At 33.6% G+C, this 20742-nt stretch carries 17 protein-coding genes; 16 read left to right on the top strand and 1 reads right to left on the bottom strand.

Annotation, left to right across the window (positions count from 1 at the left end):
- Positions 1–6 precede the first annotated feature (6 nt).
- The 13 genes from rsmH to ftsZ all read left to right on the top strand — a co-directional run bounded on the left by rsmH (position 7) and on the right by ftsZ (position 16786).
- A complete protein-coding gene (gene rsmH / locus COC46_RS17490; protein ID WP_098811203.1) occupies positions 7–939 on the top strand; it encodes a 16S rRNA (cytosine(1402)-N(4))-methyltransferase RsmH in 933 nt (310 codons plus the stop codon).
- Positions 940–951: 12 nt separating this feature from the next.
- Entirely contained in the window at positions 952–1317 is a 366-nt protein-coding gene (gene ftsL / locus COC46_RS17485) for a cell division protein FtsL (protein WP_098811202.1), read from the top strand.
- Positions 1318–1328: 11 nt separating this feature from the next.
- A complete protein-coding gene (locus tag COC46_RS17480; protein ID WP_098811201.1) occupies positions 1329–3521 on the top strand; it encodes a penicillin-binding protein in 2193 nt (730 codons plus the stop codon).
- A gap of 134 nt (positions 3522–3655) precedes the next feature.
- A complete protein-coding gene (locus COC46_RS17475; RefSeq protein ID WP_098811200.1) occupies positions 3656–5608 on the top strand; it encodes a stage V sporulation protein D in 1953 nt (650 codons plus the stop codon).
- A gap of 25 nt (positions 5609–5633) precedes the next feature.
- Positions 5634–7100, top strand: a complete 1467-nt coding sequence (locus COC46_RS17470) for a UDP-N-acetylmuramoyl-L-alanyl-D-glutamate--2,6-diaminopimelate ligase (RefSeq protein WP_098811199.1) — start codon at positions 5634–5636, stop codon at positions 7098–7100.
- Positions 7101–7203: 103 nt separating this feature from the next.
- Positions 7204–8178 carry a phospho-N-acetylmuramoyl-pentapeptide-transferase gene (gene mraY, locus COC46_RS17465; protein ID WP_098811198.1) on the top strand — a complete coding sequence of 325 codons (975 nt, stop codon included), beginning with the start codon at positions 7204–7206 and terminating at the stop codon, positions 8176–8178.
- The gene (murD, locus tag COC46_RS17460) at positions 8179–9531 is read left to right on the top strand and encodes a UDP-N-acetylmuramoyl-L-alanine--D-glutamate ligase (protein ID WP_098811197.1); all 1353 of its coding nucleotides are present in this window, start codon (positions 8179–8181) and stop codon (positions 9529–9531) included.
- Between the two features lie 64 nt (positions 9532–9595).
- Entirely contained in the window at positions 9596–10669 is a 1074-nt protein-coding gene (gene spoVE / locus COC46_RS17455; protein WP_098811228.1) for a stage V sporulation protein E, read from the top strand.
- Between the two features lie 433 nt (positions 10670–11102).
- Entirely contained in the window at positions 11103–12191 is a 1089-nt protein-coding gene (gene murG / locus COC46_RS17450; protein WP_098811196.1) for an undecaprenyldiphospho-muramoylpentapeptide beta-N-acetylglucosaminyltransferase, read from the top strand.
- Positions 12192–12270: 79 nt separating this feature from the next.
- Positions 12271–13179 (top strand): UDP-N-acetylmuramate dehydrogenase, encoded by a 909-nt coding sequence (gene murB / locus COC46_RS17445; RefSeq protein ID WP_098811195.1) that lies wholly within the window; start codon positions 12271–12273, stop codon positions 13177–13179.
- Between the two features lie 169 nt (positions 13180–13348).
- A complete protein-coding gene (locus COC46_RS17440; RefSeq protein ID WP_098811194.1) occupies positions 13349–14098 on the top strand; it encodes a cell division protein FtsQ/DivIB in 750 nt (249 codons plus the stop codon).
- 226 nt (positions 14099–14324) lie between these two features.
- Entirely contained in the window at positions 14325–15605 is a 1281-nt protein-coding gene (gene ftsA, locus COC46_RS17435; protein WP_098811193.1) for a cell division protein FtsA, read from the top strand.
- 35 nt (positions 15606–15640) lie between these two features.
- Positions 15641–16786, top strand: a complete 1146-nt coding sequence (gene ftsZ, locus COC46_RS17430; RefSeq protein ID WP_098811192.1) for a cell division protein FtsZ — start codon at positions 15641–15643, stop codon at positions 16784–16786.
- Positions 16787–16837: 51 nt separating this feature from the next.
- Here the strand turns inward: ftsZ and COC46_RS17425 are convergent, their stop codons facing one another.
- Positions 16838–17506, bottom strand: a complete 669-nt coding sequence (locus COC46_RS17425; RefSeq protein WP_098811191.1) for a class I SAM-dependent methyltransferase — start codon at positions 17504–17506, stop codon at positions 16838–16840.
- A gap of 213 nt (positions 17507–17719) precedes the next feature.
- On the opposite strand from COC46_RS17425, the gene spoIIGA reads away from it, so the two are divergent.
- The 3 genes from spoIIGA (at position 17720) to sigG (ending at position 20718) form a co-directional block, all read left to right on the top strand.
- The gene (gene spoIIGA, locus COC46_RS17420) at positions 17720–18625 is read left to right on the top strand and encodes a sigma-E processing peptidase SpoIIGA (protein ID WP_255294954.1); all 906 of its coding nucleotides are present in this window, start codon (positions 17720–17722) and stop codon (positions 18623–18625) included.
- A 10-nt stretch (positions 18626–18635) separates the two neighbouring features.
- On the top strand, positions 18636–19355 hold the full coding sequence (sigE, locus tag COC46_RS17415) for an RNA polymerase sporulation sigma factor SigE (protein ID WP_088013032.1): 720 nt from the start codon (positions 18636–18638) through the stop codon (positions 19353–19355).
- Between the two features lie 583 nt (positions 19356–19938).
- Entirely contained in the window at positions 19939–20718 is a 780-nt protein-coding gene (gene sigG / locus COC46_RS17410) for an RNA polymerase sporulation sigma factor SigG (protein WP_056471070.1), read from the top strand.
- Positions 20719–20742: the final 24 nt, after the last annotated feature.

The raw sequence follows: 20742 nt of genomic DNA, 5'->3' as shown, positions 1-20742 counted from the left end.
AGCATCATGTTTGAACATATTACGGTTTTATTAAAAGAAACTGTTGATTCTTTAGATATAAATGAGGATGGCATTTATGTAGATTGTACTCTTGGCGGTGGAGGTCATAGTGAATATTTATTATCACAACTTTCATCAAAGGGTAGATTAATCGCTTTTGATCAAGATGAAACAGCAATTAAGCATGCAAAAGAGCGATTAAAAGAATATGAAAATCAATTAACAATTGTAAAAAGTAATTTTAAACATATAAAAGAGGAGCTTCATAATTTAGGAATTTATGAAGTCGATGGAATTTTATTTGACTTAGGTGTTTCATCGCCACAATTAGATGTAGCCGAGCGCGGATTTAGTTTTCATCAAGATGCACCACTTGATATGCGTATGAATCAAGAACAAACATTATCAGCATATGAAGTTGTAAATGACTGGCCATATGAGCAACTTGTAAAAATATTTTTCCGATATGGAGAAGAAAAATTCTCTAAACAAGTGGCTAGAAAGATTGAAGAAATAAGAGCCAAAAAACCGATCGAAACAACTTTTGAGTTAGTTGAAATCATTAAAGATGCAATCCCAGCACCTGCTAGAAGAACTGGTGGTCATCCAGCAAAAAGAATTTTTCAAGCAATTCGTATCGCTGTAAATGATGAGCTTGGTGTATTTGAAGAAGCACTTAAAGATGCAATTACTCTAATAAAACCAAAAGGAAGAATTAGCGTTATAACTTTCCACTCATTAGAGGATCGAATTTGTAAAACGATTTTTAAGGAAGCTAGTTCACTTCCGCCATTACCACCAGGTTTACCAATTATTCCTGATGAATTTAAACCAAAGTTAAAATTAGTGAACAGAAAACCACTTTTACCAACTGATGAAGAAGTTGAATTTAATAAACGCGCAAGGTCTGCGAAGCTAAGAGTTGCAGAAAAATTATAAGGAGGGAATATAATGAGTAATTTGGCTAGAAAGCTACAACAAAAACAAGTTACTGATTTACAACAAAGACCTTCTAACAAGAAAAAACAAAAGAAAGTATCTAAAATAACTCCTTTTGAAAAACTACTTTACCTAGTTTTTATTTTTGCATGCTTTTTCATTGGTACGAAAATCATTAAAACCCAAGCTGCTATATATGATACAAATTTAAAAATCCAAAATGTAAAAAATGAAATAGCGAAGGAAAATCAGCATAACTCAGAGCTGAAAATGAAGATTGATGAATTAAGCACATATGAGCGTATATGGCAAAAAGCAAAAGAGTTAGGCTTGAATATTGATAGTAACAATGTAAAATATACCGACACTAGCAACTAGGAGATTGTGATATGAGTAAGAAAAAGAATAAATACACTAACTTTGGTATTCGTTGGTTTTTTCTATTGACTTTTCTCCTTTTTATATCGCTTGTAGCTAGACTTTCCTATATTCAATTATCAGACACAGTTGAAGGGGAAAATTTAAAAGTTTATGCAGATGAAAATTATAATACATCTCAAAAAATTCCTGCAAAAAGGGGAACCGTTTATGATTCGCATGGTGTTCCACTTGCAGAAGAAGTGACATCCTACACTGTGTCGGCAGTTTTAGATCCAAGTGCATCAAAAAACTCTAAAGTGAAAAGGCATGTTGTAGAAAAAGAAAAAACAGCAAGAGAATTATCTTCAATTTTAGATATCGATGAATCGGATTTATTAGCAAAATTAGGTAAGCCCAAATATCAAGTTGAATTAGGACCAGGTGGAAGAAATATTTCTCAAAGCACAAAAGAAGAAATTGAGAAATTAAAACTACCTGGTATTGTTTTTACTCCATCACAGCAACGTTACTATCCAAATGGTGTTTTTGCATCTCATATATTAGGTTACACGAATGTAAATGATAATGGTGACTTAATAGGGGAAATGGGATTAGAAAAATCATTGAATAAAGAGTTAACTGAAAAGGATGGAAAAAGAAGCTTTTTACGCGATCGAAAAGGAAATATTTTACCATATGCTAATGAGAAGGTTGTTCCCCCGCACAATGGTAATGATGTGTATTTAACAATAGATACAAAGATTCAAAGTTTACTAGAGGATGCAATGACGAAAGTTGATAAAAAATATGAGCCTGAAAAGATTATGGCCATCGTTTCAGATCCAAAAACAGGTAAAATCGTTGCAATGAGTAATCGACCTAGCTTTAATCCGAATCTTCACGACATTACAAACTATACGAATGACCCGGTTTCATATGCTTTTGAAGCAGGTTCCACAATGAAAATATTCACTTTAGGTGCTGCAATGAATGAAGGTGTTTATAATGGAAATGAATACTTCCAATCTGGACGATATAAAGTACCAGGAGGCGGTACTGTCCATGACGTAAATCGAAATGGATGGGGTTCAATAACTTTTGATGAAGGTATTCAAAGGTCTTCTAACGTAGGTATTTCGATCCTTTTAAATGAAAAAATAGGTGCAGATCGCTTTTTACAATATTATAAGAACTTTGGTTTTACGAAGAAAACAAATATTAATCTACCTGGCGAGTCAAGTGGGAAATTAGTCTATAACTACCCTCTTGAAAAAACAACGACTGCATTTGGTCAAGGTTCTACAGTTACAGCAGTACAAATAATTCAAGCTGCTAGTGCAATTGCCAATGATGGAAAAATGATGAAGCCATATATAGTCGATAAAATCGTTGATCATGATACGAATAAAGTCATAACAGATTATAAATCTCAAGTAGTTGGTAATCCAATTACGGAAGAAACTGCAAAAAAAGAAAGAGCGCTACTAGAAACAGTCGTTACAGCGTCACACGGTACTGGACATAACTATGCAATTGAAGGGTATTCTGTAGCAGGTAAAACCGGGACAGCCCAAGTTGTTGACGAAAACGGGAAATATATTAAAGGACATGGCCAAAACTTATTTTCATTTATTGGTATGGCACCAGCTGATGATCCGAAATTAGTCGTATATGTAGCTATGCTTCGTCCTAAGCTTGAAGCAACTGAACTAGGTTCGGATGGTGTATCTGAAATATTTAGAACAGTAACAAAGGGCGCATTAGAATATATGAAGGTTGAACCGATTGAAAAAGCGAAAGTTGATAAATTAATTGATAAAGAAAGTATAGAGATTCCTGATTTAAAAGGTTTAACATTAGATGAAGCAAAATCATTAGCTACTTCCGAAGGCTTAAAACCTGTATTATTAGGTAATGGGTTAGAAGTTACTGGTCAATCCATTAAGTCAAAAACGCAGGTTGTAAGAGGTACTAAAATTTATATTAAAACAGATGGTACAAATACGATGCCGTCAATTATTGGATGGTCAAAGGCGGATGTTAATCGGTTAGGTAAATTATTTAAGCTAAAAATCTCTTCGAATGGCTCTGGTTATGTAACGAGTCAGAGTATTAAAGAAGATTCAGAGCTACGAGACAATGATTATTTAACCATTGAATTAAATAAACCTAATGGATCTGTCGATGAAGAAAAAGATGTAAAAGTTGATGTGCAAGAGTAAAAAAGTGGAAATAACATTCAATTAAATAAAAAATTACAATAGGCCGTTCTAGGACAATCAATAGCTAGAAGGTCTATTGTAATTGGTACAAGCATATATTGAAACGAACATAATGTAGAGGAGTGTTCGTTTCCATGCGAGTATCTAATGTAACAGTTCGAAAACGATTGTTTGTTGTATTCATTTGTGGTTTGCTAATATTTACGGTTATTGCAACAAGGCTTGGTTATGTACAATTTGCTATGGGGGATCTTTTAACTAAACGAGCAAAAAATTCGTGGAGTCGAGATATTCCTTTTGAGCCAAAGCGTGGTGAAATTTTAGATCGAAATGGTGTTGCTCTTGCTACTAATAAAAGTGCTCCATCTGTATTAGTCGTTCCTAGACAAATAAAAGATCCTAAGGAAGCGACTGAAAAACTTGCCCCAATTTTAAAAATCTCCGAAGTAAAACTTTATAAGATATTAACGAAAAGATCTAGTATGGAACACATTCGCACAGAAGGTATAAAAATTACTAATGAGAAAGCTAAACAAATTCGAGATCTAAACATAGCTGGTGTATACATAGCAGAGGATTCCAAGAGATATTATCCATTTGGTGACTATCTTTCTCATGTTTTAGGATTTGCAGGAATCGATAATCAAGGGTTAAACGGTTTAGAACTTTATTACGATAAACAATTAAGTGGTGAAAAAGGAAGTGTACAATTTTATTCCGACGCCAAAGGACATAGAATGCCAAATATTGCAGATGACTATATACCACCAATTAATGGATTAAATTTAAAATTAACTGTAGATTCGCGTATTCAAACTATTCTTGAAAGAGAAATGAATAATGCAACGGCTCAATATAACCCAGATTCAATGATTGGGATTGCGATGAACCCGAATACTGGTGAAATACTTGCCATGAGTAGTCGTCCAAGCTTCAATCCTACGAATTTTAAAAATGTACCACCTGAAGTGTATAATCGGAATTTACCTGTTTGGTCGAACTATGAACCGGGTTCTACATTTAAGATTATTACACTTGCAGCGGCATTAAATGAGGGCTTAGTAGATTTGAATAAAGAACATTTTTATGATGATGGAGCTGCTGAAGTAGCTGGAGCTCGTTTACGTTGTCATAAAAGAGGGGGACATGGCTCTCAAACTTTCCTTGAGGTAGTTCAAAATTCTTGTAACCCAGGATTTGTAGAATTAGGTAATCGATTAGGAGAAGATCGTTTATTTAAATATATTCGTAATTTTGGTTTCGGGCAAAAAACAGGAATTGATTTACAAGGTGAAGGATCAGGGATTTTATTCAGTATGGATCGAGTTGGTCCAGTTGAAGCAGCAACTACTGCTTTCGGTCAAGGTGTATCTGTTACACCAATTCAACAAGTTGCGGCAGTTTCGGCAGCTATTAATGGAGGAATTTTATATCAGCCATATATCGCCAAGGAATTTGTTGATCCGGTTACAAATGAAGTGGTGAGCCGAAAAACACCTGTTTCGAAAAGAAGAGTCATTACTCCTGAAACGTCTAAAAAGGTTAGATTAGCACTAGAAAGTGTTGTAGCACAAGGAACAGGTAGAAATGCGTATGTGGAAGGTTACCGAGTTGGAGGGAAAACTGGTACGGCTCAAAAAGTAAAGGATGGACATTACGATGATAATAGCTTTATCGTTTCATTTGTTGGATTTGCTCCAGCTGACGATCCGCAAATAGTTGTTTATATTGCAGTTGATAATCCTAAAGGTACAGTTCAGTTCGGGGGACTTGTAGCTGCTCCAATTGTAGGGAATATTATTCGTGATAGTATGCAAGTTTTAGGTGTTCCACCAAGAAAAAATCAGCTTGAGAAAAAATTTGTATACGGTGATACACCAACGTATGAAGTGCCAAAATTAATTGGTTTAGAGAAAAAAGATTTGCAACCTTTGCTAGATACTTTTACTATTGAATATAGTGGAAGTGGAAATATTGTTATTGACCAAGCACCAAAAGCAGGTGTAAAACTAAAAGAAGGCTCTAAAATTAGAATTTATTTAGGAACGAAAGAAGAAACTAAATCTAAATCTAAAGATAAAAAATGATTTAGTTAAAATGAAAGGAATTACTATGAAACTTCATACTTTACTGTCAAAATTAAAACCTTTAGTAAGTCTTCCATCTGAAAATCCGGAAATCACTGGAGTTGAAATGGATTCAAGAAATGTTAAGCCAGGTTATTTATTCATCTGTATTGAAGGGTATACAGTTGATGGACATCAATACGTTAATCAAGCGATTGAAAAAGGTGCAGTTGCAATACTTGCACAAAAACCAATCGAATCGAATATCCCTGTAGCTTATGTGAAAGATACAAATCGTTCGATGGCTGTAGTTGGTAACAGTTTTTACGATAATCCAACAAGTAAACTAAATTTGGTTGGTATTACAGGTACGAATGGTAAAACTACTACTTCATATATAATTGAAGAAATTGTAAAAAATAATAAGAAAAAAACGGGAGTCATTGGCACGATTGGCATGAAAATAGGAGAAGAAGTTTTTGAAACAAAAAACACAACTCCAGATAGTTTAACTTTACAATCTATGTTTGCCAAAATGGTAGAAGCAAATGTTGATACTGCCGTAATGGAAGTTTCATCACATGCATTGCATTTAGGCCGAGTTCATGGATGTGAATATGATATCGCAGTTTTTACAAATCTATCACAAGATCACTTAGACTATCATGGAACAATGGAAGAATATAAAAAAGCTAAAGGCTTATTATTCTCTCAATTAGGAAACAGCTTCTCGTCACAAAAAACAAAGTTTGCAATCCTAAATAATGATGATCCTGCTTCCAATGAATATATGAAGTTTACGCAAGCAAATTTAATAACATATGGCTTAAGTAAAGAAGCTGATTTGTTTGCTGATACAATTGAGTTAACGAATGCTGGAACTAGATTTACTCTACACTTTTTAAATAAACAATATGTTGTGGAAATGAATTTAATTGGTACGTTTAATGTATATAACGTGTTAGCAGCAATTGGTGCAGGAATTGCATTAAACATCGAGATCGAAACAATCTTAGACGCTGTCTCAACAATTGAAGGCGTACCAGGACGTTTTCAAGCAGTTAACGCAGGTCAAGATTTTACAGTTATTGTAGATTACGCTCATACACCAGATAGTTTAGAAAATGTATTAAATACAGTAAAACAATTTGCAAAAAATGATATCTATACTGTTGTAGGTTGTGGTGGCGATCGTGATCGAACAAAGCGACCTCTAATGGGGAAAATTGCAGCAGATCTTTCAACATATGCTATCTTTACATCCGATAATCCTAGAACTGAAGATCCAAGTTTGATTTTAGAAGACATGAAACGTGGATTAGTGCATAATAATATAACGGTAATAGAAGATCGTAAAAAAGCTATCACATTTGCGATTCAAAATGCAAAAAAACATGATATTATTGTTATTGCAGGTAAAGGTCATGAAACATATCAAATTATTGGAACGAATGTTTCACATTTTGATGATGTAGAAGAAGCTAAAGAAGCAATTTTACAAAGAAGAGGATAATATCCTCTTCTTTGTAATGTGAAAAATTGCTTTCATAATTCCTTATAAAAGAATTAAACTATTAAGTAAACAACAAAGACAACTTTAGAAAGGAGGGCGAATAATGCTAGAAACATCAATTTTAGTTGCTATGATTACAGCATTTATCATTGCAGTCATTTTATCGCCTATTTTTATACCGTACTTAAGAAAACTTAAATTTGGACAGAGTATCCGAGACGAAGGTCCACAATCTCATAAAAAGAAATCAGGAACCCCAACAATGGGTGGGATTATCATATTAATTGCTTTAAGTTTATCTGCACTTTTTATATCTATGTATTTTGATGTTTTATCAACTCGTACATATGTATTATTATTTGTCACAATCTGTTTTGGAGTAATCGGATTTTTAGATGACTATATCAAGGTTGTTAAAAAAAGAAATCTAGGATTAACTTCTAAACAAAAATTCATTTGCCAAGTAATTGTATCAATCATTGTATTTTTCGCAATCCGTGCAATGGGAGTCTCTACATCTATTTCTATTCCAGGGACGGATTATTCATTTGATTTAGGCTTTATTTATGTATTATTAATTATCTTTATGCTAGTTGGTACTTCAAACGCTGTAAATTTAACAGATGGATTAGACGGTCTTGTGTCGGGGACAGCTGCAATCGCATTTGGTGCATATGCAGTCCTTGCTTACAATCAACACCAACTTGATGTTGCAATATTTTCAATCGCAGTTGTAGGAGCTGTACTAGGTTTCTTAGTATTTAATGCACACCCTGCAAAGGTTTTTATGGGGGATACAGGTTCATTAGCATTAGGTGGGGCATTAGCGGCAGTCGCAATTGTTACAAATTTAGAAATTTTACTTGTTATTATTGGAGGTATTTTTGTCATTGAAACACTTTCAGTAATGATTCAAGTTGTTTCTTTTAAAGCAACAGGTAAACGAGTATTTAAAATGAGTCCATTGCACCATCATTATGAACTTTCTGGATGGTCAGAATGGCGTGTAGTTGTAACATTTTGGTTTGTAGGATTGCTTTTTGCATTAATAGGAATCTATATTGAGGTGTGGATGTAATTGAAAAACGTAACGAATTTTCAAAATAAAAACGTATTAGTATTAGGAATGGCAAAAAGCGGTTATGCTGCGAGCATTTTATTAAAAAAATTAGGTGCGACGGTTACTGTAAATGACCGAACTCCATTTGAACAAAATGAAATTGCACAAAAGCTAAAAAATGAAGGCTTTAACGTAGTTTGTGGTGAACATCCAATATCTTTACTAGATGTTCAACCGTTTTGTATCGTTAAAAATCCAGGTATTCCTTATACAAATCCTTTATTATTAGAGGCTATGAAACGTAATATACCGATCTATACAGAAATAGAGCTTGCTTATTTAGTAAGTGAAGCACCTTTTATAGGTATTACTGGCTCGAATGGGAAAACGACAACAACTACATTAGCATTAAACATGTTACAAGAAGGTAATAAAAATCCACTAGTTGCGGGAAACATTGGGACAGTTGCATGTGAAGTGGCTGAAAATGCGACAAAAGAAAATATTATTGTAACTGAGCTATCTTCATTTCAATTAATGGGGATTGAAGCGTTCCGCCCAAAAATTTCATTAATCACAAATATTTTTGAAGCTCATTTAGATTACCATGGTACAAAAGATGAGTATATCAAGGCAAAAGCCAATATATTTAAAAACCAAACTGAAAATGATTTTGCAGTAGTTAATTTTGATGATGAAAATGTAATGGCGATGGCATCTCAAATAAGAGCAAAAATAATTCCGTTCTCATCAACTAAAATTGTTCAAGATGGTGCTTATGTTCAAAATGGCTGTATTTATTTTAAAAATGAAAAAGTAATTGAAGTTGAAAAGATTGTCTTACCAGGTAAACATAATTTAGAAAATATATTAGCTGCTATCGCAATTACAAAACTTCTTGATGTTGAAAATAATGCGATTGAAAAGGTATTAACAACTTTCACTGGTGTTGAGCACCGACTTCAATTTGTAACAGAAATAAATAAAAGAAAGTTTTATAATGACTCAAAAGCAACAAATATTTTAGCAACACAAAAGGCAATTTCTTCATTTCAAAAGCCGGTAATTTTAATAGCTGGTGGGTTAGATCGAGGAAATAGCTTTGACGATTTAATTCCTTATTTTAAAAACGTCAAAAAAATGGTCACTTATGGTCAAACAGCAGAAAAATTAATTGATTCAGCAGAAAAAGCAGGAATGAAAGCAGTAAAATCGGTAGATAATGTTGAAGATGCTGTAAATGAAGCATTCGCTCATTCAGAAGTTGGAGATATTATATTATTGTCACCTGCATGTGCAAGCTGGGATCAATTTAAGACTTTTGAAGATCGTGGTAATAAATTTATACAAGCAGTGCATAAGCTAATGTAAGGCTTGTTTAATTCAAAAGTTGAGGTGTATTTAAGTGCCAACAAAGAAAAATAATAGTCCAGACATGATTCTTGTTCTCGTAACGCTATCATTATTAACAGTCGGTATGATTATGGTTTACAGTGCTAGTGCAATATGGGCATCATATAAGTTTCATGATTCGTTCTTTTTTGCTAAGCGGCAATTATTATTTGCTAGTGTTGGAGTAGTTGGGATGTTTATCGTTTCAAATATCGACTACTGGCTTTTCAGAACACATGCAAAAAAAATATTAATTGCTTGTTTTATCTTGTTGGTGCTTGTACTTATTCCTGGAATTGGGTTAGTACGAGGTGGAGCACGAAGTTGGATTGGGATCGGTGCTTTCTCGATACAGCCCTCTGAGTTTATGAAACTTGGAATGATGGTATTTCTATCAAAATATTTAGCAGATAATCAGAAAAATATAACGTCATTTAAAAAAGGATTAGTACCGACATTAGGACTTGTGTTTCTTGCATTTGGTTTAATTATGATTCAACCAGATTTAGGAACAGGTACTGTAATGGTTGGTACTTGTGTAATTATTATATTCGTAGCTGGGGCAAGAATTGCTCATTTTATGGGGCTAGGTATCGTTGGGGTGGCTGGATTTGTTGGCTTGATTGCCTCTGCTCCATATCGAATAAAAAGGATTACTTCATTTTTAGATCCATGGTCTGATCCATTAGGAACTGGATTCCAAATTATTCAATCACTTTATGCAATTGGTCCAGGTGGCTTGTTTGGTTTAGGATTAGGACAAAGTAGACAAAAGTTTATGTATTTGCCTGAACCACAAACTGATTTTATTTTTGCAATTCTATCAGAAGAGCTAGGATTTATTGGCGGTTCTTTTGTCATTTTATTATTCTCTTTATTGCTATGGAGAGGAATCCGAATTGCCTTAAGTGCCCCAGACTTATTCGGTACTTTTTTAGCAGTAGGAATTGTCTCTATGATCGCAATACAAGTAATGATTAATATAGGCGTAGTAATAGGCTTAATGCCTGTTACAGGAATTACATTGCCATTCTTAAGCTACGGTGGCTCATCACTAACGTTAATGCTTTTAGCTGTTGGTGTATTATTAAATATTAGTAGACATGCTCGCTCATAAAATAACCGACTCAAATTGAAAAAAGAGGTTGTCTCATAANNTGAGACAACCTCTTTTTATTTAGGAGAGCGGCAAAAATGTATGTCCATTTTTATATAAAAGTGAGTTGTTAAATAGATTATTGAAAAACACGAACACGAAGTGAACTATATTGATAAAGCTGTGAACTCCGTTGATATAACAATAATTCTCGTTGATATAGAGTGATTACTCGTTGATATATGACTAAAACAGGTTGTTATTTTACTTTTTCAGCTGAGTCTATAGTCCATTCATAACCACGTTACTATATTTACCAGCGATTTTAAGCCATTGCATCGCGAGTTTCTTTATTTTTAGGGAAAAAACAGTTAGAATGATAGTGATAAAATTGGTATAATAACTACTTAAACTGTTTGAAGTTATTTATGTTTTGTAATTTAGGAGGATCTTTATGAAAATTTTAGTTAGTGGTGGGGGTACTGGTGGACATATTTATCCAGCACTTGCGCTAATTAAAGAGTTAAAAAAACAAGATTCCAATGTAGAATGCTTATATGTTGGTACAGAAAATGGATTAGAAAAAGGAATTGTATCAAAAGAAAACATACCTTTTAAATCTATTGTTATTACAGGGTTCAAAAGAAGCTTATCATTAGAGAATTTTAAAACTGTCTATCGATTCCTTAAGGGTGTATCTGATAGTAAGAAAATAATCCGTGAATTTAAGCCAGATGTAGTAGTTGGAACTGGTGGATATGTTTGTGGACCTGTCGTTTATGCAGCAGCAAAATTAGGAATCCCAACAGTTATCCATGAGCAAAACAGTATACCCGGATTAACCAATAAATTTTTAAATCGCTATGTATCAAAAGTTGCAATTTGTTTTGAAGAGGTTGCTGAATATTTTAATAAAGAAAAGGTAGTATTTACTGGTAATCCAAGAGCTTCTGAAGTAATTGGAAAACCAAATCCTACAGTATTAGAATCAATAGGTTTAAAACCTGATAAACGTACTGTATTAATTGTTGGTGGATCAAGGGGAGCTCGACCAATTCATCAAGCGTTTCTTAAAAGTGTCAATCAATTAGGTAATAAAGATTACCAAATGATTTATGTAACAGGAGAAGTACATTACGATTCAGTAACCCAGGAAGTAAATAAAGTAGGAAACCCAGAAAACGTTGTTGTTAAGCCATTTTTACATAATATGCCTGAAATATTAAGAGAAGTGGATTTAGTCGTTTCAAGAGCAGGTGCAACTACTTTAGCTGAATTAACAGCCTTAGGAAAACCTAGTATTTTAATACCAAGTCCATATGTAACAAATAATCATCAAGAAGTTAATGCTAGATCACTCGAGAAAAACGGTGCGGCAATTGTTATATTAGAAAAAAACTTTAATGGTGAATATTTAGTAAATGAAATTGAAAAAGTATTACTAAATCCTATTAAACTTGAAGAGATGAAAAATGCATCATTAAAAATGGGTGTACCAGATGCTGCAAATAAACTAGTAAAATTAATAGAAGAAATTAAGTAAGTAGAACTTGCACGAACAAGTTCGAAAAAAAATAAAAATGTATCAGAGGATTCTATAAGCTAAAGGGGGAAATATATCGATGTTTGAAACAAAATTAAAGGAAATATTAAATGACTCGAGTCTTCTAATAAATGAGCCTTTAGCAAACCATACGACAATGAAAATTGGGGGACCAGCTGAATATTTGGTCATTCCTAAAACAGTTAATGAAATTAAAGAGATTATTAACCTTGCAAATAAACTTGGAGTAAATGTGACTGTAATCGGAAGAGGGTCAAATTTACTTGTATCGGATCAAGGTATTGAAGGTGTCGTCATTAAAATTAGTGATTGTTTAGATCATATCGAAGTAGAAGGTACGAAAGTAATTGTAGGTGCTGGCTATTCAGTTATTCGATTAGCAACTCAATTAAGCAGAAAAGGTTTATCTGGTTTAGAGTTTGCAAGTGGAATACCAGGTAGTGTTGGTGGCGGCGTTTATATGAATGCTGGTGCTCATCAATCGGATTTTTCAAAAATAACTTCTAGGGCACATGTACTATTTCCAGATGGAACGATGGAATGGTTATCAAATGAAGAATTAGAGTTCTCTTATCGTACTTCAGTTTTACAACATAAACGCAAAGGATTTGTTCTAGAAGCAGAACTTCAATTACAAGAAGGTTCAAAAGAAGCTTCAACTGCGTTAATGCAAAAAAACAAAGATTATCGAAGAGAAACACAACCTTGGAATTATCCATGTGCAGGAAGTATTTTCCGTAATCCATTACCACAGTATGCCGGTAATTTAATAGAGCGTGCAGATTTAAAAGGGTATCAAATTGGTGGTGCTAAAGTTTCTGAAATGCATGGTAATTTTATTGTTAATGCTGGAAATGCCACTTCAAAAGATGTTCTGGACTTAATAGCATTTATCAAGAAAACTATATTAGAAAAATTTAACGTGCAACTTGAAACAGAAGTAGAAATAGTTGGGAAAAAAATGTAAGTTTCTTCTAACCTAACCAAATTATATGCTATAATTTACATTAGCATATGATGACCAAGATAGAATGGCATTCATTTGCTGTTCTATTTTTTATTATTCTTAAATTACTTCTAAGCAACGTAAATTAAAAAGGTATTATTAGTTGAACATTGATAATGGAGGCATAATTATGCAGGAAAATAAGATTATTAGTTTAGAAGACCGTGTACCTGTTTTACGTAATAAAAAGCGTAAAAAATCAAATATACGATTGCTTGTGACAATTCTTGTGTTTTTTTCTTTGCTTTTATGTGTACTATATTTCCAAACATCAATCGGTTCACAAATTAATTTAGTAATTAAAGGAAATCATTTGTATTCTGATAAAGAAATTCAAAAATTAGCCGATTTAAACGTTGATGATAACTTTTTAACGATTAGGTCAAAAAAGGTAGAAGAAAGGCTTGAAAGTCGTAACACAATTCAAACTGCCACCGTACATAGAAGATTTCCTAATAAAGTAGAAATCGAACTAAAAGAATTTCATCCTGTTGGACAAGGAATATTTGGTGGGAAAACGTATTTATTGTTAGAAAGTGGCGTACTAGTAAAAGATTCACTAGGAAATACAACTGCTCCAGAAATGATTGATTGGAAACAAGGCGATGAGTTGCAGGAAATGGCTGCAGAATTGAAAAAAATGCCACAAAGCATATTTAATTCAATTTCTGAAATTGATTATACTCCAAGTGAGGATGATCCTTTGTTAATAACGGTTTTTACAAATGAAGGGTATGAGGTAAGGACGACGATTCGAAAATTCTCAAATAAAATGTCAAATTACCCATTAATTTTAAAGTCAATACCTAAAAATCAAAAAGGGATCATTCACTTAGAAGTAGGGGCATACTTTTCTCCTTATAGTACTGATAATAATTAGGAGATTTATCATTAGTAAACAGTACTTTCAAGTCTTTTTTATCTTTGATTGTTAGTGTAGACTAATAGTTAAATAGATAATAATGAAAAAAATTAAAAAGATTATGAAAAATCAAATTTAAAAAAGAGGAAAAAATCCCGTAAATGTTGAATAGATGTCATATATGATATTTAAGAATGAATTGATGTTCGATTATAATAGATAGAGAAAAAAAGGAGGTGCCATCATGAACAGCAATGAGATCTATGTGAGTCTTGACGTTGGAACTTCAACAATTAAAGTAATCATAGGAGAACTAGTTAACGACACACTTAACATTATTGGCGTAGGTAATGTTAAATCTTCGGGCTTAAAACGTGGGTCAATAGTTGATATAGATGATACAGTCAAATCAATCAAAAAAGCAATTGATCAAGCAGAACGAATGGTTGGCATTCACATTGACAAAGTAATTGTAGGGGTTAGTGCAAATCAAGTGCAATTAATTAGTACTAACGGCGTAGTAGCAGTTTCTAAGGAAAATAAAGAAATTGACAATGAAGATGTTCTAAGAGTAATGGATCAGGCCCAAGTAATTTCTATCCCACCGGAAAGAGAAATTATCGATGTTGTGCCACATGAATACATTGTAGATGGCCTTTCTGAGGTAAAAGACCCAAGAGGGATGATTGGTGTACGATTGGAAATGGAAGGGACATTAATTACTGGTTCTAGAACATTGGTACATAATATACTTCGTTGTGTTGAAAGAGCGGGATTAGAAGTAACAGATATATGCTTACAACCAATGGCTGCAAGTACAATAGGACTAAAGCAGGATGAGAAAAACTTAGGTGTAGCACTTGTTGATATCGGTGGCGGTTCAACGACAATTTCTCTTTTTAGAGAAGGCGTATTAATGGCAACTTCAGTACTACCTGTTGGAGGAGACCATATAACAAAAGACATTTCAATTGGTCTAAAAACTTCAACAGAAGATGCAGAGAAAATTAAAGTGAAATTTGGACATGCTTTTTATGATACTGCATTACCTGAAGAAGTATTAAGTGTTCCAATCATGGGTAGTGAACAACATCAGCAATACAGTCAGCAAGAAATTTCAGACATAATTGAAGCTAGATTAGAAGAAATCTTCCATATGGTTCAAAATGAACTTGTAAGAATGAGAGGTAGCAATTTACCTGGTGGATTTGTTTTAACTGGTGGAACAGTAACGATGACTGGGGTAATCGATCTAGCTCAAAGAGTATTTAAAAATAATGTAAGAGTTGCAACACCAGACTATATCGGTGTCAGGGAGCCTCAATACATCACTGGCGTTGGTTTAATCAAGTATGCTTTTTATAAATCAAAAATGCGTGGAAAAAAACTTAGCTCTAATATTGCATTCGAATCAAATGAGCGAAAACCTGTAGCTGTTACAAATTCAAATACAAAACCAAAACAGCAGGATGAAGAACGCGTCATGAGTAAAGTTAAAAGCATTTTTAAATATTTATGGGATTAATTTTGTGATGAATTTGAATAGTAGGGGGATCAATCATGTTAGATTTTGATACAAATGTAGATGCATTAGCGAAGATAAAGGTAATTGGTGTTGGTGGCGGAGGAAATAACGCCGTTAACCGAATGATTGAACATGGAGTACAAGGTGTAGATTTTATTGCTGTAAATACTGATGCACAGGCTCTAAATCTATCAAAAGCTGAAGTGAAAATGCAAATCGGCGGCAAACTTACTCGTGGTTTAGGAGCAGGAGCTAACCCAGAAGTTGGTAAAAAAGCTGCGGAAGAAAGTAGAGAACAATTACAAGAAGCTCTTAAAGGAGCGGACATGGTATTCGTAACTGCTGGAATGGGCGGCGGTACAGGAACAGGTGCAGCTCCAGTAATTGCACAAGTAGCAAAAGAATTAGGTGCATTAACTGTAGGTGTAGTTACTCGTCCATTTACATTTGAAGGTAGAAAGCGTTCGACTCAAGCAGCTACAGGAATTGCTGCAATGAAGGAAAGCGTTGATACTTTAATTGTTATTCCTAATGACCGATTATTAGAAATCGTTGATCGTAATACTCCAATGCTAGAAGCATTCCGCGAAGCAGATAATGTACTTCGTCAAGGGGTTCAAGGTATTTCTGACTTAATCGCTGTTCCGGGATTAATTAACCTTGACTTTGCAGATGTTAAGACAATTATGTCGAATAAAGGTTCTGCATTAATGGGTATCGGTGTTGCTGGTGGAGAAAACCGTGCAGCTGAAGCAGCTAAAAAGGCTATTTCAAGTCCATTATTAGAAACTTCAATTAATGGAGCACAAGGTGTTCTTATGAATATCACTGGTGGAACGAACTTAAGTTTATATGAAGTTCAAGAAGCAGCGGATATTGTATCAACTGCATGTGATGCAGAAGTAAATATGATTTTCGGTTCTGTAATCAATGAAAACTTAAAGGATGAAATTATCGTAACGGTAATTGCGACTGGATTTGAAGGTGTTATTACAGCACCACCTACTCCAAAACCTATGGCAAGACCATCATCAATTTCACAACCAACTCAAACTTCACAACCAACTATTAAACGCGAACCAATCCGCGAAGAAGTTCCGGTTGTTGAAACGACGAAAAATGTTACTAGTCTTGATGACTTAGATATTCCAGCGTTCTTACGTAATCGTAAAAGACGTTAATAAAAGTAATAAAAAACCAAGATAAGATTAACCTCTTATCTTGGTTTTTTTTCATTCTTTTGAATAATGACTTTTTAAATTTTTTTGATCATTTATGACATTTTTAAACTTTTCGCTACACCCCTTAGGGAATAAAACACCTAAACCATGTGAGTGTGTAAATTCAAAAGAGGGATATTGTTGTTTAATGGCATCCCAAAATTTATAAACCCCAAAATCTCGAATTTTTACTTCGGTATCATGGATTAAAACAATACCTTCTTTCGCTACTTTTGGAAGCCAAGTAGTGTAATCATGTAACACGGCTTCAATTGTATGAAAACCGTCTATATGAAGAATGTCGATCGAATCTTCTTCAAAATTTTGGATTGCTTCGTCAAATGGACAACGTAGCATTTTAGCTTCTTTTTGATAGTGATTTTGAATTACTTCAGAAACTGTATCAAAAACTTCATTACTATACATACCACTATGCAAATCCCCCTGCCAAGTATCAACTGCAAAACATTCAGTTGAAAGCTTATGATCTTTCACACTTTGACAAAAACAGAAAAAAGAAAATCCATAGTGAGTACCTAATTCTACAATTTTTTTCGGTTTCATGAATTGAACTAAATCGTAGGCGAACTTTGCATGTCCCTTCCACGCAGAGTGTTGCCTTATTAATGGTTTATTTTGGTCAAACTCAAAAATAGGTGAATTATATAGCCATTTATCCAAATTATCACTCCTTTTTAGGGCAGGTTAATGGAAAGTTGAAAGGAAATTGGTTAAAGATTTCGATAGAAAAACCTGACCTGTCCAAACCAAATCTCGTAATGGTATTGTCGAAAAACTCTTCAAAGAAGAACCCTTATTTTGACAGACTTCTTACCGTGCTCATCCTATACTTACATATAATGAATACTATATAGAGGATGGCGAACAAAATTGGTGATATATGGCGATCTTGTTTGGTTATTAAACTTGTTAATGGACTTCTTGATTATTCAGTTGACAGGCTTAATTCTAAAAAGAAATGTATCTATATTGCGGTCATTGTTAGGGGCACTATTAGGTTCAATCGTTGTTTTAATGACGTTTACTCCATATGCTTATGTATTTGGTTCACCCTTTATGAAAATATTATTATCGTTTTTCATAGTATTTTTTGCATTTGGAAGACAACGGGTTATCACTTTTTTACAGTTAATTAGTATCTTCTATTTTTCAACATTCATTTTAGGTGGTGCACTTTTAGGCTTACATTATTTATTTGCTACGAATGAATCCAATTTGACCAAATCGTCCTTTTATGGAGATCCAGTAAGTTGGTATTTTGTAATCGGAATGCTACCAATCGTACTATTTTATGCCAGAAAATCAATCAACCAGATATCGTTTACAAAATGGAAATTGAACGAAATGTATGAAATGGAAATTATATGGCGTAACACTTCGATTAAAATTAGAGGGTTAATGGATAGTGGAAATTCACTTCATGAGCCGCTTTCTAGAAAGCCAGTTATTATTTTAGATTGTTCAACTAGTGATTATGGATTACCTACTGAGCTTGTAAAGTTAGTTAGGGGTTCAGAAAATACATTACATAATACTGAAGCGCTCGATGTCTTAAGTTTTTTTCAAGGAACCTATATACCTTTTAAAAGTATTGGTCAAAGTAATCAATTCCTCGTCGCAATAAAACCTACTGTTGTTAAGTTGAAAATTAATGGGAAATGGTATTCATCGAGTTCGGTTTTAGTTGGATTGAGTCATGTTACTTTGTCTTCAGACAATTTATATGAATGTATCCTACATCCAAAAATGATGCAGGGAACAATTAATGAAATTGCATAGGAGGTAGAAAATGAATCGATTTTTCTTAAAACTAAAGTTAGGTTTTTATAAGTTATTAGTAAAGCTTGGTTTGAAAGCCGATGAAGTTTATTACATTGGAGGGAGTGAAGCATTACCCCCGCCATTAACTCGGGAAGAAGAAGAAAAACTATTACAGAAATTACCTAACGGGGATTTAGGAGCTAGATCACTATTAATTGAGAGAAATCTAAGATTAGTAGTTTATATCGCTAGAAAATTCGAGAATACGGGAATAAATATTGAAGATCTAATCAGTATTGGTACAATCGGACTCATAAAAGCCGTTAATACCTTCAATCCTGAGAAAAAAATTAAATTGGCTACTTATGCTTCGAGATGTATCGAAAATGAAATATTAATGCATTTACGACGAAATAATAAAAACCGATCTGAAGTATCATTCGACGAACCACTAAACATCGATTGGGATGGCAATGAATTATTACTTTCGGATGTTTTAGGAACAGAAGACGATATTATAACGAAGGACTTAGAAGCCAATGTTGATAAATCTTTATTAACAAAGGCATTAGATCAACTGAATGATCGTGAAAAACAAATAATGGAACTACGATTCGGACTAGATGGAACTGAAGAAAAAACGCAAAAAGATGTAGCAGATATGCTTGGGATATCGCAATCATATATTTCCAGATTAGAAAAACGAATTATTAAAAGACTTCGAAAAGAGTTTAATAAAATGGTTTAAAGTAAAAACCGATTAGATTGAGTTGTGACTCAAATTCTAATCGGTTTTTTTTTGCGATGGTGGTGACTATTAATACTCTATAAAAGAAGAATAGTTGATTTCCACTCCAGGATGGCTTTCCATGTAGCGAGATTCTTTAGCCTCCTCGGCACGCCTGCGGGGTCTTTAGCCTTCCCGCATTTCCCATAGGAGTCGAGCACCCTTCCGTTCTAATCAACTTCTCTATAACAATTCAATACTTGAAAATATATTTAGAACAACATAATTTTACATAGTAACAAAGTATATTATGACCTTATATGGCTTTATAGTTTCCCTAATTATCAGCTAATTCTACCTAAATTAAGAAATAAGAGGCACAACAATCTTTTATTTTTTTTATTGGAAGCTTGTTATAAACTTTCTTTTAATATCTGCTAAAATCATTTATAAAATGATTTTCTTTTTTGTTATACTTACCATTTCATAATCTGTCATTTTAAACATAAATTTATTATTTTTGTATATTTTTTTTCGTGCATAAATTTTCCACTGAAGGAGATACTTACCTATAGTACAGCAACTCCAAGTAGGAGGGAACATCATGACACGAAACAAAGTAGAAATATGCGGTGTAGATACATCAAAGCTTCCAGTTTTAAAGAATGATGAGATGCGTAAGTTATTTCATGCAATGCAAAGCGGTGACAGAAGCGCAAGAGAAACAATCGTAAATGGTAATTTACGACTTGTACTTAGTGTAATTCAGCGTTTTAATAATCGCGGTGAATTTGTGGATGACTTATTTCAAGTAGGGTGTATAGGCCTTATGAAGTCTATTGATAATTTTGATTTAAGCCAAAATGTAAAATTTTCGACGTATGCTGTACCGATGATTATTGGTGAAATTAGAAGATATTTAAGAGATAACAACCCTATAAGAGTGTCTAGATCATTAAGAGACATTGCTTATAAAGCATTACAAGTTAGAGAGCGACTTTTAGCGGAGAACTCAAAAGAACCAACTCCTGTTCAAATCGCAGAAGTATTAGGTGTTACACATGAAGAAATCGTATTCGCATTAGATGCAATTCAAGATCCAGTTTCGTTATTTGAACCGATATATAATGATGGCGGAGATCCAATTTTTGTAATGGATCAGCTAAGTGATGATAAAAATAAGGACGAGCAATGGGTTGAAGAACTAGCACTACGTGAAGGAATGAAAAGACTGAACGATCGAGAAAAAATGATCATAAGCAAACGATTTTTCCAAGGAAAAACACAAATGGAAGTCGCAGAAGAGATCGGAATCTCTCAAGCACAAGTATCCAGACTAGAAAAATCAGCCATTAAACAAATGAATAAGAATATTCAAGGATAATAACGAAAAGCGGAGGCGACTGTT

This window comes from Bacillus sp. AFS041924 (assembly GCF_002577195.1).
Lineage (GTDB): Bacteria > Bacillota > Bacilli > Bacillales > Bacillaceae_G > Gottfriedia.
The sequence above is the reverse complement of the archived record's forward strand: the minus strand, read 5'-3'. Positions and strand labels throughout refer to the sequence as shown.

Coding starts and splice junctions, on each gene's coding strand:
- ftsA (WP_098811193.1), top strand. CDS start 14,325: ATGAACAGCAATGAGATCTATGTGAGTCTTGACGTTGGAACTTCAACA.
- COC46_RS17440 (WP_098811194.1), top strand. CDS start 13,349: ATGCAGGAAAATAAGATTATTAGTTTAGAAGACCGTGTACCTGTTTTA.
- murB (WP_098811195.1), top strand. CDS start 12,271: ATGTTTGAAACAAAATTAAAGGAAATATTAAATGACTCGAGTCTTCTA.
- sigE (WP_088013032.1), top strand. CDS start 18,636: ATGAATCGATTTTTCTTAAAACTAAAGTTAGGTTTTTATAAGTTATTA.
- COC46_RS17470 (WP_098811199.1), top strand. CDS start 5,634: ATGAAACTTCATACTTTACTGTCAAAATTAAAACCTTTAGTAAGTCTT.
- rsmH (WP_098811203.1), top strand. CDS start 7: ATGTTTGAACATATTACGGTTTTATTAAAAGAAACTGTTGATTCTTTA.
- COC46_RS17475 (WP_098811200.1), top strand. CDS start 3,656: ATGCGAGTATCTAATGTAACAGTTCGAAAACGATTGTTTGTTGTATTC.
- ftsL (WP_098811202.1), top strand. CDS start 952: ATGAGTAATTTGGCTAGAAAGCTACAACAAAAACAAGTTACTGATTTA.
- spoVE (WP_098811228.1), top strand. CDS start 9,596: ATGATTCTTGTTCTCGTAACGCTATCATTATTAACAGTCGGTATGATT.
- sigG (WP_056471070.1), top strand. CDS start 19,939: ATGACACGAAACAAAGTAGAAATATGCGGTGTAGATACATCAAAGCTT.
- murG (WP_098811196.1), top strand. CDS start 11,103: ATGAAAATTTTAGTTAGTGGTGGGGGTACTGGTGGACATATTTATCCA.
- COC46_RS17480 (WP_098811201.1), top strand. CDS start 1,329: ATGAGTAAGAAAAAGAATAAATACACTAACTTTGGTATTCGTTGGTTT.
- ftsZ (WP_098811192.1), top strand. CDS start 15,641: ATGTTAGATTTTGATACAAATGTAGATGCATTAGCGAAGATAAAGGTA.
- mraY (WP_098811198.1), top strand. CDS start 7,204: ATGCTAGAAACATCAATTTTAGTTGCTATGATTACAGCATTTATCATT.